This window comes from Amaricoccus macauensis (assembly GCF_049800915.1).
GTDB lineage: Bacteria > Pseudomonadota > Alphaproteobacteria > Rhodobacterales > Rhodobacteraceae > Amaricoccus > Amaricoccus macauensis_A.
Map to the genome: position 1 here is coordinate 64,376 of NZ_JBNAFY010000002.1, position 14,383 is coordinate 78,758.

Consider the following 14,383-nt stretch of genomic DNA (forward strand, 5'->3'; position numbering starts at 1 on the left):
GCTCTCCGCGTCAGGCCGGATCTGGTGCCGTGATTGGAACGGGTCCGAAGGCCGGGGGATGGCGGTCTTCGGGGATGTCAAAGAGGCCGATGGCGCTGGACCAGCGGCCACCCGCCGGATGCGTCGACATGACCGCCACCGGAATTGCAAGCACGAAGGATAGCAGGATGGGGGCGCCGAACGCCAGCGCCCAGGGTGCCACGTATGCCAGCCAGCCCGCGAGTACGAGGCCGGTGAGGGTCTGGGGCCAGAGCGCGCGGGCCGCTTCGCTCCAGAGCAGGCGCTCGCGGCTGCGCTGCTGCGCGTCCCAGCCGATCCGGCGCCCCAGAAGCAGGCCGACGACGAAGAGGGTGAGGGCGAAGGCGACGACCGGGGCGATCAGGATGCCGAAGAGGATCTCGGCGATGCCGCCCAGGATCACCCGGTCGCGGCCGCCATAGCGCGCCGATCGACGGTCTGAGGCGAGGATCTGGGCCAGTCCCATGAGTTTGGGAGCGAGGTTCATCGCCATCAGGACCGCGAAGAAGGTGAGGCCGGCCTGCACCGTCACGCCCTCGAACTGTCCGGGCTGACCGGCGAGAGCCGCGCTCATCAGCACGAACACCATCCAGGCGGGTGCGCTCACATACATCAGGATCGCAAGGAGGAGCTGGATGCGGGTGGCGGGCGGGAGACCGGGGAGGCCGAGCAGGCGGAGATACTGCATGTTGCCGTTGCACCAGCGCAGCTCGCGGCGGATGAAATCGACGATGCTCGGCGGGTTGATCTCGTGGCTGTCGCTTTCCTCAGGAATGACGCGGACCTCGAAGCCCGCGCGGCGCATGAGGGCGGCCTCGACCTGGTCGTGGCTGAGGATATGGCCCGAGAGCGGCCCGTTGCCCGGCAGTTCCGGCAGCATGCAGTGTTCCCGGAAAGGCTCCATGCGGATCAGCACGTTGTGGCCCCAGTTCGGGCCGCAATCGGCCTGCCACCAGGCGGACCCGAGGGTGAAGGAGCGCATGCCGTGGCGCATGCCGAACTGGAAGGCGCGGGTAAAGAACGTCTCCGAGGGCAGGCCGGTGACGAGGCTCTGGAGCATGCCGATCCGGGGCGAGGCCTGCATCACGCGGACCATGCGCAGGATGATCTTCGGACCCATGACGCTGTCGGCATCGAGGGGGAGGAAGAAATCATAGCGGCCGCGGCAGCGGTGGACGAACTCGGCGATGTTGCCCGACTTGAAGCCGGTGTTGTCGGTGCGTCGGCGGTAGAAGATCCGGGCGCTGGTGGTTTCGGCCTGCCATGTGGCCACGAGGGCTTCCTCGGCGGCAGCAACGGCGGGATCGCTCGTATCGCTCAGCACGTGGAAGTCGAAGAGGGCGGCGTGAGGCGTGTGGGCGAGGCCGCGCTGGACGGCCCGGAACCGGGCGATGGACTCCTCGGGGTTCTCGTTGCGCAGCGGCATCACGATCGCGGTGTGCTTGACGATGGGCTCGCGAAAACTCACGCGCAGAAGGGCGGGCGTGACATGGCCCGGCGCATCTCGACCGTGTCGGAGATCGAGGATGAGCCCGATGATCGCGTTCCAGAAGCCGATGGAGAGCCAGGGCAGCGTCAGGGTGAAGGCGGCAAGCATGGCCCATTCGACGGCGATGATGCCGCCATGGGAGAGCATCCAGACCATGCCGGAGAGCAGGGTCGCCATCGTCGCGGCGTTCAGCGCAAGAAAAACCAGCCGGCGGCGGGTAATCGTGGCGGCAATCTTGTCGGTGTCCGGCACATCGCCCAAGCTGGCCTGTTCGCGTTCTGTCGGCGCGAGCCCTGTACTGGCCATGAAAACACCTCCCCGTATTGCAATCCCGGGGGCATCATTTGGTGTTATTGTTTCCCAGGTCCAATGAAATTCTTGGCATAACGCTGCGAACGGCCACAAATAATGGATACTTCATGCGCCCGGACCGGCCTGATCGGCCCGACCGGGCAGGGCCTGCGGTCAGGGGAGGTGGGCGCCCGCGATCATCTTTGCCGAAATCTCGTCATAGGCATTGAGCCAGGCCCTGCGGATCTCGGGGGTGAAATCCGGACCGAGCGTTTCTGCGAGCGTGATGTCGAGCGCCTTGCGCATGGGGGCGAAATGCGCCGCCTTCACGCCCAGGGACGAATGCGCCTCCGCGAGTTCGGTGGCTTCGGCCTGGGACGCGTCCGGGTCGCTGAGCATGTCGAAGATCGCGTTCAGGGTGGAGAAGAACTTCATTCCCTGACCCGCGAGATCCTCGCGGAACATGGGGCGCAGTTCGGGTGCGATCTTGAAGAGGTTCTCGTAGAAGTTCAGCGAAGCGGGTTTCAGGTGATTCCGGATCGCGGGAAGGCTCTCCTGAACGATGCGAATGTCGTCTTGGGTCAGAGGCATTGTCGGTCTCCCTCGGTTCACGAGGTTTCAGCAATCATGTTTGACGCATCGCGGCCTTGATCTGGGGCAAGCGCCGCTGCCTGCTGGGAAATTTTCAGGCGGGAACAGACCGGCTCGGCCGCTCCTCGATCGGCAGGTGGACGATCGCAGAGAACGCACCGACACCGACGCCGATCCACCACACGAGCGTGTAGGTTCCGGTGATGTCGTAGAGCGCGCCGCCGAGCCACACGCCGGCGAAGGCGCCGATCTGGTGGCTCAGGAAGACGATGCCGTAGAGCGTTCCCATGTAGCGCAGCCCGTAGATCTGCGCGATCAGGCCGCTTGTGAGCGGGACGGTCGCAAGCCAGAGCGCGCCCATCACCAGCGAGAACAGCATGACACTGGCAGGGGTCATGGGGGCGAGAATGAAGGCCGCGCTCACCACGGTGCGCGCGAGATAGATCTGCGCGAGGAGGTATTTCTTGCGGTAGATGTTGCCCAGAAGGCCTGCGACGATGGTGCCGCCGATATTGGCGATGCCGATCAGCGCGATGGCCAGGGCGCCGAGGGCGGAGGTGGTGCGGATGCCGAGGCCCGCCAGCAAGCCGCCCGGATCGATCGGCCCGCAGACCTCGGTGATGAAGGCGGGAAAATGCGCCGTCACGAAACCGAGCTGATAGCCGCAGGAGAAAAAGCCCAGGAAGATGAGCAGGAAGCTCGGGTCGCGGATCGCGGCGCCGACGACCTTTCCCATCGGGGCATCTTCCACGGTCCGTTCAATGGGTTGCGGCGAGCGCAGGAAGGGAAGGAGCGCGAGGATCGCGATCATCGTGCCGGCGAAGACCAGGAAGACCTGGGCCCAGCTCAGGAAACTCAACAGGAATTCGGCGGCAAGCGGCCCGATGACCTGGCCGCCTGATCCCGCCGCTGTGGCGATGCCCAGGGCCAGCGAGCGGTGCTCCGGGCTGCTTGCGCGCCCGACGATGGCAAGGATCACGCCGAACCCGGTCCCGGCGATGCCGAACCCGATGAGAATGTTGAGGAGCTGGTGGCCTTCCGGCGTGACGGCATTGGCCGAGAGCACAAGGCCGAGCGCATAGACGAGCGCGCCGATGCCGATTGCCCGGCGATCCCCGAACCGCTCCGCGAAAGCGCTGAAGATCGGCTGGCCGAACCCCCATGCGAGGTTCTGGATCGCGATGGCGAGCGAGAAATCGGCTCGGGGCCAGCCGAATTCGTCCGCCACGGGGATCTGGAACACGCCGAAGCTCGCGCGGATGCCGAAGCCGATGACGAGGACAAGGCAGGAGGCGATGAGGATCGGTGTGACCAGCGGGGTGCGTTCGGCAGTCATGCGGGGGCTTTCGAGTGGCCGGAATCAGGGCAAGAACAGTTTTGTATCGTCTAGACCAGAATTGAGCGCTTGTGAAATGCAGACCAATGGCGGAGAGGCGGAATTTCCACTGTCGGGACGCCCTGTCGGCTTTCGCGTCGATGCTTGCAATGCCCGTTGGCTTGCGCCACACCCGGCACATGACGAACGGTCCCATGCCCCTCTACCGCGAGCGTGTCGCCTCCGGCTCGCTCTCCGCCGATCCCGCCCAGAGGCTGGCGGTCGAGAAGCTGCAACTGCTTTTCATGCGGCTGAAGGACTACAATCCGACGGCGCCCAAGCGGGTGGGCCTCGGGATATTCGGCTGGGGGCGCGAGCGGATCGTCGAGAAGTCGGTGCCGGGGCTCTACCTCTACGGCGATGTGGGCCGCGGCAAGTCGATGCTCATGGATCTTTTCTATGACGTGGCGCCGGTCGAGCGGAAGCGCCGGGTGCATTTCCATGCCTTCATGCAGGAGGCCCATGCCGGGATCCACGCCGCCCGGCAGAGGGGCGAGCCGGATCCGGTGAAGCCGGTGGCGGATGCGATTGCGGATGCGGCGACGTTGCTCTGTTTCGACGAGATGCAGGTGACGGACATCACCGATGCGATGTTGGTGGGGCGGCTCTTCGAGCGGCTCTTCGAGCGCGGCGTCGTCGTCGTGGCGACCTCGAACCGCCACCCGGACGAACTCTACAAGGACGGACTGAACCGGCATCTCTTCCTGCCCTTCATCGGCATGATCAAGGAACGCCTGGAGATCCATCAGCTCGAAAGCTCCACCGATCACCGAATGGACCGGGAGATGGGCGAGCAGACCTATTTCTCGCCCCTGGGGGACGCGGCGCGGGCGGCACTCGATGAGGCCTGGGCGCGCCATGCGGGTGGGGGTGGGGCGCCGCTCAGCATCCCGGTGCAGGGCCGCGTGGTGCGACTGCCGCGCCATGCCCATGGCGTGGGACGGGCGAGTTTCGAGGATCTCTGCGCCCGTCCGCTCGGGGCGGCGGACTACCTGGCGCTGGCGAAGGAACTGCGCGTCCTGATCCTGGACGATATTCCGAAGCTCTCGCGCGAGCGCAACAACGAGGCCAAGCGGTTCGTGACGCTGATCGACGCGCTCTACGAGGCGCGTATCCTCTTCATCTGTTCGGCGGCCGAGGAGCCGGCCGAACTCTATACCGAAGGCGCGGGGGCTTTCGAGTTCCACCGCACGGTTTCACGGCTGGAAGAGATGCGCTCGGCCAGCTGGCCCTGAGGCGCCGTTCGCCGGGTCTCAGCCGATCGCGCGCCTGTTTCCGGCACGGGCGGAGATTTCCTCCCAGGCCTGGTTGATGGCGGCGATGCGCGAATTTGCCAGCGCTACGGTTTCCTCCGGCAGGCCGCGGGCGATCATCATATCGGGGTGATTCGCGCGAATCAGTTCGCGCCAGCGCGCGCGAATCGCAGGCATCTCCGCATCCCGCGGGACGCCCAGGATCTGCCAGGGATCGCGGGGTCGCCCGCTCACATGGCGCTCCTCGATGCAGCCGAAACTGGCCTGGCCGATGCCGAAGATCTCTGCGACCTTGCGCAGGAAGCCCTCCTCGCCCTCGTGGTAGTGGCCATCCGCCATTGCGATGGTGAAGAGCCCTTCGAGGATATCCTCCAGCACCTCGGGCTGATCGGCGAACATGCGCGCGATTCGCCGCGCATAGACGTCGAAACCGGCGATATCCTGTCGCGCAAGGTTGAAAACGCGGGCGGCTGCGGCCTCGTCTTCGGGCGCGATCCGGAAGACATCGCGAAAGGCCGCCACCTCTGCCGGGCGGACGAGGCCATCGGCTTTCGCCATCTTGGCGCCCAGACCCACCACGGCAATGGTGAAGGCGACCGATTTTTCGGGCGGGGTGCGGCGGCGCTCGAAGAACGAGGACAGCGCCTCGCCCTTCGCGACGAGCGCCGAAATCGCCTCACCTATGCGTTTCCATATCGACATGGGGCCAACTTAAAGCATGTCGCGGGAAAGTGGGAACCGGTTTCGTGCAGGGGGCGATTTGGGGCCTAGTGGCTGACGGTCTTGGAAAACACGTTGATCACGATGACCCCGCAGATGATCAGGCCGAGCCCGAGGATCGCGGGGAGATCGAGTGCCTGTTTGGACCAGAACCAGGACACGAGCGCGATCAGGACGATGCCGAGACCCGACCAGATCGCATAGACGACGCCCGTGGGCATGACGCGCAGGGCAAAGGTCAGGAAGACGAAGGCGGTCGAATAGCCGATGACGGTGACGAGAGACGGCCAGAGGCGGGTGAAGCTCTGGGACTGGGCGAGGGCCGTGGTCGCGATGACTTCCGCAATGATGGCGATAAACAGCGAGGGATACGCGGGCATCTGGGAACGTCTCCGTTGCGGGCATTCATTGCATGACCGGACCCTCTTAGGGATGCCCGTCTTGCGGTGCAACGGATGGGGCGTCTCCGGGCTGTCACGCTTGGGAGATGAACGGCAGAAAAATGCCGAACTGTTTCGAATGGGGGATCAATAGGTTTCTATGAAACGACTTGGTTTCGCTTTCGGCGTGGCTAGATTGAGGGAAACAGATCAACTCAACGAGGTTCAGCCTGCAATGAACGAGATTTCCCCGATCGACGAACGGAGCGCCGAATACGCGGTTTCTCCCATCTTTCTCGAGCGCTGGTCCCCGCGGGCTTATGATGGCCAGCCGATGCCCGAAGACAAGCTGCTGACGGTTCTCGAGGCAGCGCATTGGGCGCCCTCGGCCTACAACGTTCAGCCCTGGCGGTTCATCTACGCGATCAAGGGAACGCCCGAGTTCGACCGGATGCTCGACCTGCTTGTTGAGTTCAACCAGGGATGGGCGAAGAACGCCGGCGCGCTGGTCTTCATCGTGTCGAAGACCCACAGCGCTCCTCCGGGTGCGGCGGAAGAAACCCCGAACTACAGCCATTCCTTCGATGCGGGCTCGGCCTGGGGGTTGATGTCGATCCAAGCCCAGATCCTTGGGTATCACGCGCATGGCATGACGGGCCTGAAGTTCGACAAGATCCCGGAAACCTTGAACATTCCGGAAGGCTACCGCGTGGAGGCCGCATCCGCCATCGGCACGCAGGCCGCACCGGACGTGCTGCCCGAGGCGCTTCGGAAGAACGAGGTGCCGAGCAAGCGCCGTCCGCTTGACGAAGTGGTCTTCAAGGGTGTCTTCGCGGCTGAATAGTCCCGAGGGCTTGCGGGGCGCTTGAGGGCTGGGCAGGATGTGCCCATGACCCAACCACGCCCTGCCGTCACGATCACCTATTGCAGCCTCTGCAACTGGCTCCTGCGCTCCGGATGGATGGCGCAGGAGCTGCTCTCGACCTTTTCGGAGGAACTCGGCTCGGTGACACTGGTGCCCGGCACCGGGGGGATCTTCGAGATCCGTCTCGATGACGAGTTGATCTGGGAGCGGAAACGCGACGGCGGGTTCCCCGACGTCAAGACGCTCAAACAGATGGTTCGGGACCGGATCTCACCGGATCGCAACCTGGGCCACGTGGATCGGCCGAGCGGACCGGCGGCTTGAACTGAAGATTGGTTGATAGCGGCCCGGACGGGAATGTCCGGGCCGTTTCCGTTCTACGAGGAGGCGAGCAGGTTGGCGTTGCCGCCTGCCGCGGTGGTGTCGATGCAGAGGTGGCGCTCGGCCACGTAGCGATCGGGTGCGAAGATTTCCGTCACCAGGGGCAGGATCGGACCGTCGCGCTCGGCAAGCTGTGTCCGCAACGCGCGGTTCCAGTCCGATGCGCCGGCGGCGGATACAACCGCAATCCCGTGAAGGCTGGCCAGGGCTTTCGCATCGAGCGTGCCGTCGAAGGCCGCGACCGGTGCTCCGGCCTGGGCAAGCGGGGCTGCTGCCTCTTCGGCACCGGGCGCCACGATGACCGCACCGCAGCCTGCACCGAGAGCCTGCACGGCCTGTGCGAGCGCGATTTCCGCCGTGGGGCCCAGGCAGAGCACGGTGCCGCGGGCGAACATGCGGTAGCGGTTGCTCTCCCCGGTCGGTCCGGGGAGCGTTTGCGGCGACATGTCGAAGGCGGCGGCCTCCGTCAGTGCCTTGCGCACCTTGCCTCGCGCGCCGGAAAGGGCGGTGCGCAGGGCATGAACCTTGTCGGTCCGGGCCTCCCAGTTGCGCGCGTCGATCCCGTCGATGGCCTTCTGGACCTTCTCGGCGGCAACCTCCGCGCCGGTGGGGGGCTCAACGCTCGCGGCGGCTTCGGTCCGGCGGAACCGGGCAAGATAGAGCGGGCCGCCGGCCTTGGGTCCGGTTCCCGAAAGCCCCTCGCCGCCGAAGGGCTGGGAGCCGACGATGGCGCCGATCTGGTTGCGGTTCACGTAGATATTGCCCACGTGCACGCGCTCGACGATCTGCTGGACGCGGTCGTCGATCCGGGTGTGAAGCCCGAAGGTGAGGCCATAACCGCGGGCGTTGATCGCATCCACCACCTTGTCGATGTCACGGGCCTTGAAGGTCGCGACATGCAGGACGGGGCCGAAGATCTCGCGCTCCATCTGCTCAATGCCGGTCACGGCGACCACGGCCGGGGTGACGAAATTGCCGCCCGAGGGAGCGGGCAGGCGCTTGAGCAGGCGCCCTTCCTTCTCGCAGGTTTCCACATAGGCGGAGATGTCCTCCATCGCCTCCGTGTCGATCACCGGGGAGACATCCGTTTCCGGGTTCCAGGGGTCCCCGATCGAGAGTGCATCCATCGCCCCTTCGAGCATTTCGAGAAGCCGGTGGCGGGCCTCCTCCTGCACGTAGAGCACCCGGAGCGCCGAGCAGCGTTGACCGGCGGACTGGAAGGACGAGATCAGGATGTCGCGCACCGCCTGCTCGGCCAGTGCGGTCGAGTCGACAATCATCGCGTTCAGCCCGCCGGTTTCGGCGATAAGCACGGCGTCCGGCCCGGCGTTCTGTGCGAGTGTCTTGTGGATGATCTGCGCGACCTGCGTCGAGCCGGTGAAGCAGACGCCCGCAATGCGCGGATCGGAGGTGAGCGGCCCGCCGACATTGGGGCCATCTCCGGGCAGAAGCTGGAGGGCTGCCGGTGGCAGGCCCGCCTCGCGCATGAGTTCCACCGCACGGGTGGCGATGAGCGGGGTCTGCTCCGCAGGTTTGGCGAGGACGGCATTTCCCGCACCGAGAGCCGCGGCGATCTGCCCGGTGAAGATCGCGAGCGGGAAGTTCCAGGGGCTGATGCAGACGAAGACGCCGCGTCCGCCGCCCGGTTCCTCGGCCTCGAGCCGCTCGGCCTCGTTGGCGTAGTAGCGGAGGAAGTCCACCGCCTCGCGCACCTCCGAGATGCCGTCGAGCAGCATCTTGCCGGCCTCGCGGGTGGTAATGGCGGTAAGCTCGGCGGTATTTTCCTCGTAGAGATCGGCTGTGCGGCGCAGGATGGCGGCGCGCTCGGATGCCGGGCGCGTGGCCCAGTCGTCAAAGCCCGCGACGGCGGCATCGATGGCGGCCGAAACGTCCTCGGGGGTTGCCTCCTGCACCTGGCCCACGATGCGTGTGCTGTCCGCGGGGGAGGTCATTTCGCGCACCGGGCCCTGGGGTTCCGCGCCGCTTGCCAGCATCGGGGCGGCTTTCCAGGTCTTGTCGGCGAAGGCTTCGCGCTCGGCATGGAGCGGGAGGATGGAGGCGGGTTCGTTCACCCGGTAGCCGCGCGAGTTCTCCCGCTCGGGCGCGAAGAGCTCCAGCGGCTTGCGGATCTTCGGATTGGCGATTGCCTCGCCGAGGCTCTCCACCTGGGCGACCGGGTCCTGGGCGATGCGTTCGGCCGGGATCGAGCTGTCGACGATCTGGTTGACGAAGGAGGAGTTCGCGCCGTTCTCCAGGAGGCGGCGGACGAGATAAGCCAGAAGGTCGCGATGCGCGCCAACAGGGGCATAGATCCGGCAGCGGGTGTTGTTGCTCTCCTTCACGATGCCATGGAGGCTTTCGCCCATGCCGTGCAGGCGCTGGAACTCGTAGCTGCTCGTGTCGCTGCCGGCCATCGAGACGATCGCGGCGCAGGTATGGGCGTTGTGCGTGGCGAACTGGGGGTAGATCCGGTCGCGGTAGCCGAGCAGTTTGGCGGCGCAGGCCATGTAGCTCACGTCCGTGTTCACCTTCCGGGTGTAGACCGGGAAGCCGTTGGTGCCCATTTCCTGCGCAAGCTTGATCTCGGTGTCCCAGTAGGCGCCCTTCACGAGGCGGACCATGATCTTGCGATCGAGCCGGGTTGCGAGATCATGGAGCCAGTCGATCACCGGGCCGGCGCGGCGGCCATAGGCCTGCACCACGACGCCGAACCCGTCCCAGCCCTCGAGCGCGGGATCGGACAGCATGGCCTCGATGACGTCGAGCGAGAGGTCGAGCCGGTCCTGTTCCTCGGCGTCGATGTTGAAGCCGATCCCGGCCTTGGCGGCCTGGCGGGCCAGCGCGGTCGCGCGCGGGACGAGTTCGGTCATCACCGCTTCGCGGTGGGTGTATTCGTAGCGCGGGTGCAGGGCGGAAAGCTTGACCGAGATGCCGGGGCTCGTGCTCACGCTGCCCTTTGCCTGCTTGGCGATGGCCGCGATGGCGTCCGCATAGGCCTTCTGGTAGCGCAGCGCGTCATCGTCGGTGCGCGCGGCCTCGCCCAGCATGTCGTAGCTGTAGGTGTAGCCCCGCTTTTCCCATTCGCGGGCGTTCCTGAGCCCTTCCTCGATGGTCTGGCCGAGGACGAACTGGCGGCCCAGCACCTTCATGGACTGGCTGACGGCGGTGCGCACGACCGGCTCGCCCATGCGTTTCACGAGGCTGCGGAGCGCGCGGGCCGGACCCTTGGGGCTTTCATCGAGCACCTTGCCGGTGAGCATGAGCGCCCAGGTGGAGGCATTGACGAGGGACGAGGAGGAGTGGCCGAGGTGTGTGCCCCAGTCGGAGGGCGCGATCTTGTCCTCGATCAGGTCGTCGATGGTTTCGGCATCGGGCACGCGCAGGAGCGCCTCGGCAAGGCACATCAGGCCGACGCCCTCCGAGGTGGAGAGCCCGTATTCCGCGAGGAAAGCCTCCATCATGGTGGGTGAGGTTTCCTTGCGGACCCGCTCGACGTAGCTCGCCCCCAAGGATGCGACCTTCTCGCGCTCGGTCTGGCTCAGCGGAATGCTGGCCGCGAGGTCATGGACGATCTTTGCCTCGTCCGCGATGTAATTCTCCCGCACGCGGGCGCGTAGTTTCTGTCCGTCTTGCACAATCTGGTCCATGATCGCTCCCATTTCGTCCCCCTTTGTCTCGCAACCGGTGCACGAGCCTTGCGACATTTCTGCACGCTAACTGAGTCGTTGCTGCATGAACACGCCCCAGGCCTGCTAATTTTTCAGATGATGCCCGTCATGCGGGCGGCAAGTGTTGCGGCACTCAGATCTTCCGAGGCCATGCCCACCGCCTTGAAGATCGTGATCTCGTCATCCGACCCGCGCCCGTCCTTCGTGCCGCGGCAGAGGTCGAAGAGAGTGGCCTCGATGTCGTCCTCCGCGATCGCACCGCTTTCGAGCGGCAAGAGCAGCTCACCACTCTCGGTGCGGGCGTGGTCGGTGTCGATGAAGATCCGGCCCCGTTGCATCGCCGCGTCGTCCGTTTCGCGCATGTCGGGTGTGAAGCTGCCGATCAGGTCCAGGTGCGCTCCCGGCTTGAGCCAAGCCCCGCGCACGACGGGTTCGCGCGCGAGCGTGGCGCAGGTGACGATGTCGGCCTCGCGGACCGCCGCCTCGAGATTGTGCGCGACGCGGGCATCCAGTCCGGCCGCACGCAGTTCCGCCACAAGGGTTTCGGCGTTCGCCGCGCGGCGGGACCAGACCTCGGTGATGCCGATGTCGAGCACGGCGCCGTAGGCGTGGGGAATGTTCGCGCCTACGCGGCCCGCGCCGACGACGAGGTGCCGGGTGGCGTCCTTCCGCGCGAGTTTCGCCGCGCCAAGCGCCGAGGCGGCAGCGGTGCGGCGCGCGGTCAGCTCACCGCCGTCGAGGATCAGCCGGTGCTGTCCGGTCTCGCGGTCGAACAGCAGGTAGGTCGAGGAAATCGCGGGCAGGCCCCGCTCCGAATTGCCCGGATGAACATTGACCAGCTTGACCCCGCCCCAGCCGCTATCGAGCCAGGCGGGCATGAGTAGCAGGACGTCATCCGGTCCGGCGGTGTTTGCCATGTGGTGGTGGTGACGCAGGGGCGAGGTGACATCGGTGCGAAAGCCCGCCTCCAGAGCCTCGATGAGCTCCTTCCAGGGCAGGGCGGCGCGTGTTTCTTCGGCGGAGAGGATTTTCATGCCGGGTCCAGCCCATCACAGATCCACAGGACGACTGCGGGCTCCTCGCTGAGCGAGATCACCGCGTGACCGAGCGCACTGTCGAAGGCGAGGCTGTCGCCTTTCTCGAGCCGTGCCGGGGCGTAATGCTCGAGATGCACCTCGACGGTTCCGCTTTCGACGACCAGTTGCTCGTGTCCGGCATGGGCCAGCAGCGGGCCGAAATCCTCGAGGCTGCTCCGAAGGATCTCGGTGCGCAGGACCATGAAGGGATTCTGCGCGGTGTCGTCGCAGAGGAAGGTGTAGCGGTAATGTGGGGTTTCGAGCGTGCGGCCGGTTCCGGCGCGGGTGACGGACCGCCAGCCGCTGAACCGGCTGCGGGTGCCATAGCCGAGCAACTCGCGAATGCCGATGCCGAAACCCGCGCAGATGTTCGAGATCACGTCGTAGGTGGGCGAGAGCGAGCCATTCTCGATACGCGAGAGCGTCGCGGCCGAAACCGAGCATTCCGCCGCCGCCGCGCGCAGGGTGAGCCCCCTGTCCTTGCGCAGAAGCGCGAGGCTCTGGCCGATATTCACCGGCGGAAGCGGCGGGCCGTCGAGATCGGCGCGCAGGGCATCGACCTTTCGGACCGCCCCTGACGAGCCTTCGTCCGGGGCACGGGTTTCGGCGCTCCCGGACTGATGCGACGCTTCCATGGGGCGTTTCTCCTGAGAATCGGCATGATGGTTCGGATGCAAGGACTATGACTGCAGTCTGTTGCTGATGCAATGGTTTTGTTGCGTATACGCAAAATAGTTGCAGCATGACGGTGGGTGAGAGCGTACTTGGCACGCACCGTTTGACGGCCTACCCTTAGGAAAAGGCCATCCTGGAGGAAGCCCCCGATGCAGATGCCGGAGCCCGATGCGGCCATTCTGGCGCGCAAGGCAGATATTGTCCGCCAGCTCGAGACCCTTGTGCAGAGAGGTGCAGTGGTGTCCGATCCGATCGAGACCCGCGCCTATGAATGCGACGCGCTGACCGCCTATCGCTGTCCGCCGCTCGCCGTTGTGTTGCCATCGTCGACCGAGGAGGTTTCGAAGGTCCTGGCCTTCTGCCATGGGGAGGGCATTCCGGTGGTGCCGCGCGGGGCGGGGACGAGCCTTGCGGGCGGATCGCTGCCCACGGCCGATTGCGTGGTGCTCGGCGTGGCGCGGCTGACGGATGTGCTGGAAACCGACTACGACAACCGTTTCATCCGGGTGCAGTCGGGCCGAACCAATCTGAGCGTGACCGGGGCGGTGGAGGCGGAGGGATATTTCTACGCGCCTGATCCGTCGAGCCAGCTTGCCTGCGCCATCGCGGGAAATATCGCGATGAATTCGGGCGGCGCGCATTGTCTCAAATACGGCGTCACGACTAACAACCTGCTCGGGGTCACGATGGTGCTGATGGACGGCACGGTGGTCGAACTTGGCGGGGCGCATCTCGATGCGCCGGGATATGACCTGCTGGGGCTCGTCTGCGGCTCGGAGGGCCAGCTTGGCGTCGTCACCGAGGCAACGTTGCGTATCCTGAAGAAGCCCGAAGGGGCGCGGCCCGTGCTCATGGGGTTCGGGTCGAGCGAGGTGGCGGGCGCCTGTGTCTCGGACATCATCAAGGCCGGTATCCTGCCGGTGGCGATCGAGTTCATGGACGGGCCGTGCATCCGCGCCTGCGAGGATTTCGCCAAGGCCGGCTATCCTGACGTGCCCGCGCTTCTGATCGTTGAGGTGGAGGGCTCCGAGCCCGAGATCGCCGAACAGCTCGAGCGCATCATCGAGATCGCGCGCCGTCATGATCCGCTGGAACTGCGCGAAAGCGGCTCGGCGGAGGAATCCGCGCTGATCTGGAAGGGACGCAAGGCGGCCTTCGGGGCGATGGGCCAGATTGCCGATTACATCTGCCTCGACGGCACGATTCCGGTGAGCGAGCTTCCTTACGTTCTGCGCCGGATCGGTGAGTTGACCGAGAGCTACGGGCTCGGTGTCGCCAATGTCTTCCATGCGGGTGATGGCAACATGCATCCGCTCCTGCTCTACAATGCGAACACACCGGGCGAACTGGAAAAGGCCGAGGCGCTGGGCGCGGACATCCTCCGGCTCTGTGTCGAGGTGGGGGGGTGTCTCACCGGCGAGCATGGCGTGGGTGTGGAGAAGCGCGACCTGATGAACCACCAGTATGCGCCTGCGGATCTCGAGGCGCAGCTTCGGGTGAAGGACGTGTTCGATCCGGGCTGGCTGCTCAATCCCGCCAAGGTCTTTCCGCTGGAGGCGAGCGAAGGCCGGCGGTCGCATCCGCATTCAGACGCCGCCTGA

At 65.7% G+C, this 14,383-nt stretch carries 12 protein-coding genes; 4 read left to right on the forward strand and 8 right to left on the reverse strand.

Annotation, left to right across the window (positions count from 1 at the left end):
• Positions 1–10 precede the first annotated feature (10 nt).
• From mdoH to ACP15W_RS04555, 3 genes are all read right to left on the reverse strand, one after another.
• Positions 11–1,813: a glucans biosynthesis glucosyltransferase MdoH gene (gene mdoH, locus ACP15W_RS04545; protein WP_424931670.1), complete on the reverse strand. Its 1,803-nt coding sequence runs from the start codon at positions 1,811–1,813 to the stop codon at positions 11–13.
• A 159-nt stretch (positions 1,814–1,972) separates the two neighbouring features.
• Positions 1,973–2,389, reverse strand: coding sequence for a globin domain-containing protein (locus ACP15W_RS04550; RefSeq protein ID WP_424931671.1), 417 nt, complete (start codon positions 2,387–2,389; stop codon positions 1,973–1,975).
• A 94-nt stretch (positions 2,390–2,483) separates the two neighbouring features.
• The gene (locus tag ACP15W_RS04555; protein ID WP_424931672.1) at positions 2,484–3,725 is read right to left on the reverse strand and encodes an MFS transporter; all 1,242 of its coding nucleotides are present in this window, start codon (positions 3,723–3,725) and stop codon (positions 2,484–2,486) included.
• Between the two features lie 194 nt (positions 3,726–3,919).
• Between ACP15W_RS04555 and zapE the strand changes: the two genes are divergently transcribed.
• Positions 3,920–4,999, forward strand: a complete 1,080-nt coding sequence (gene zapE / locus ACP15W_RS04560) for a cell division protein ZapE (protein ID WP_424931673.1) — start codon at positions 3,920–3,922, stop codon at positions 4,997–4,999.
• 18 nt (positions 5,000–5,017) lie between these two features.
• Here zapE and ACP15W_RS04565 read toward each other — a convergent pair whose 3' ends face one another.
• Together ACP15W_RS04565 and ACP15W_RS04570 are read right to left on the reverse strand one after the other, a co-directional pair.
• A complete protein-coding gene (locus tag ACP15W_RS04565; protein WP_424931674.1) occupies positions 5,018–5,719 on the reverse strand; it encodes a TerB family tellurite resistance protein in 702 nt (233 codons plus the stop codon).
• Positions 5,720–5,784: 65 nt separating this feature from the next.
• A complete protein-coding gene (locus ACP15W_RS04570) occupies positions 5,785–6,117 on the reverse strand; it encodes a DMT family transporter (RefSeq protein WP_424931675.1) in 333 nt (110 codons plus the stop codon).
• 235 nt (positions 6,118–6,352) lie between these two features.
• Between ACP15W_RS04570 and ACP15W_RS04575 the strand changes: the two genes are divergently transcribed.
• On the forward strand, positions 6,353–6,961 hold the full coding sequence (locus ACP15W_RS04575; RefSeq protein ID WP_424931676.1) for a nitroreductase family protein: 609 nt from the start codon (positions 6,353–6,355) through the stop codon (positions 6,959–6,961).
• 45 nt (positions 6,962–7,006) lie between these two features.
• Positions 7,007–7,306, forward strand: a complete 300-nt coding sequence (locus ACP15W_RS04580) for a SelT/SelW/SelH family protein (protein ID WP_424931677.1) — start codon at positions 7,007–7,009, stop codon at positions 7,304–7,306.
• A gap of 53 nt (positions 7,307–7,359) precedes the next feature.
• On the opposite strand, the gene putA is transcribed toward ACP15W_RS04580, so the two are convergent.
• The 3 genes from putA to ACP15W_RS04595 all read right to left on the reverse strand — a co-directional run bounded on the left by putA (position 7,360) and on the right by ACP15W_RS04595 (position 12,742).
• A complete protein-coding gene (putA, locus tag ACP15W_RS04585) occupies positions 7,360–11,010 on the reverse strand; it encodes a bifunctional proline dehydrogenase/L-glutamate gamma-semialdehyde dehydrogenase PutA (protein WP_424931678.1) in 3,651 nt (1,216 codons plus the stop codon).
• Between the two features lie 113 nt (positions 11,011–11,123).
• Positions 11,124–12,065, reverse strand: coding sequence for an ornithine cyclodeaminase family protein (locus tag ACP15W_RS04590; RefSeq protein ID WP_424931679.1), 942 nt, complete (start codon positions 12,063–12,065; stop codon positions 11,124–11,126).
• The gene (locus ACP15W_RS04595; protein ID WP_424931680.1) at positions 12,062–12,742 is read right to left on the reverse strand and encodes a helix-turn-helix domain-containing protein; all 681 of its coding nucleotides are present in this window, start codon (positions 12,740–12,742) and stop codon (positions 12,062–12,064) included. Before ACP15W_RS04595 ends, ACP15W_RS04590 begins: the two co-directional genes overlap by 4 nt.
• A 189-nt stretch (positions 12,743–12,931) precedes the next feature.
• On the opposite strand from ACP15W_RS04595, the gene ACP15W_RS04600 reads away from it, so the two are divergent.
• A complete protein-coding gene (locus ACP15W_RS04600) occupies positions 12,932–14,383 on the forward strand; it encodes an FAD-linked oxidase C-terminal domain-containing protein (RefSeq protein WP_424931681.1) in 1,452 nt (483 codons plus the stop codon).

Bases quoted from the DNA above. Each gene is read 5' to 3' on its own strand.
- zapE (WP_424931673.1), top strand. From the start codon at position 3,920: ATGCCCCTCTACCGCGAGCGTGTCGCCTCCGGCTCGCTCTCCGCCGAT.
- ACP15W_RS04580 (WP_424931677.1), top strand. From the start codon at position 7,007: ATGACCCAACCACGCCCTGCCGTCACGATCACCTATTGCAGCCTCTGC.
- putA (WP_424931678.1), bottom strand. From the start codon at position 11,010: ATGGACCAGATTGTGCAAGACGGACAGAAACTACGCGCCCGCGTGCGG.
- ACP15W_RS04575 (WP_424931676.1), top strand. From the start codon at position 6,353: ATGAACGAGATTTCCCCGATCGACGAACGGAGCGCCGAATACGCGGTT.
- ACP15W_RS04550 (WP_424931671.1), bottom strand. From the start codon at position 2,389: ATGCCTCTGACCCAAGACGACATTCGCATCGTTCAGGAGAGCCTTCCC.
- ACP15W_RS04555 (WP_424931672.1), bottom strand. From the start codon at position 3,725: ATGACTGCCGAACGCACCCCGCTGGTCACACCGATCCTCATCGCCTCC.
- ACP15W_RS04565 (WP_424931674.1), bottom strand. From the start codon at position 5,719: ATGTCGATATGGAAACGCATAGGTGAGGCGATTTCGGCGCTCGTCGCG.
- ACP15W_RS04595 (WP_424931680.1), bottom strand. From the start codon at position 12,742: ATGGAAGCGTCGCATCAGTCCGGGAGCGCCGAAACCCGTGCCCCGGAC.
- mdoH (WP_424931670.1), bottom strand. From the start codon at position 1,813: ATGGCCAGTACAGGGCTCGCGCCGACAGAACGCGAACAGGCCAGCTTG.
- ACP15W_RS04600 (WP_424931681.1), top strand. From the start codon at position 12,932: ATGCAGATGCCGGAGCCCGATGCGGCCATTCTGGCGCGCAAGGCAGAT.
- ACP15W_RS04590 (WP_424931679.1), bottom strand. From the start codon at position 12,065: ATGAAAATCCTCTCCGCCGAAGAAACACGCGCCGCCCTGCCCTGGAAG.
- ACP15W_RS04570 (WP_424931675.1), bottom strand. From the start codon at position 6,117: ATGCCCGCGTATCCCTCGCTGTTTATCGCCATCATTGCGGAAGTCATC.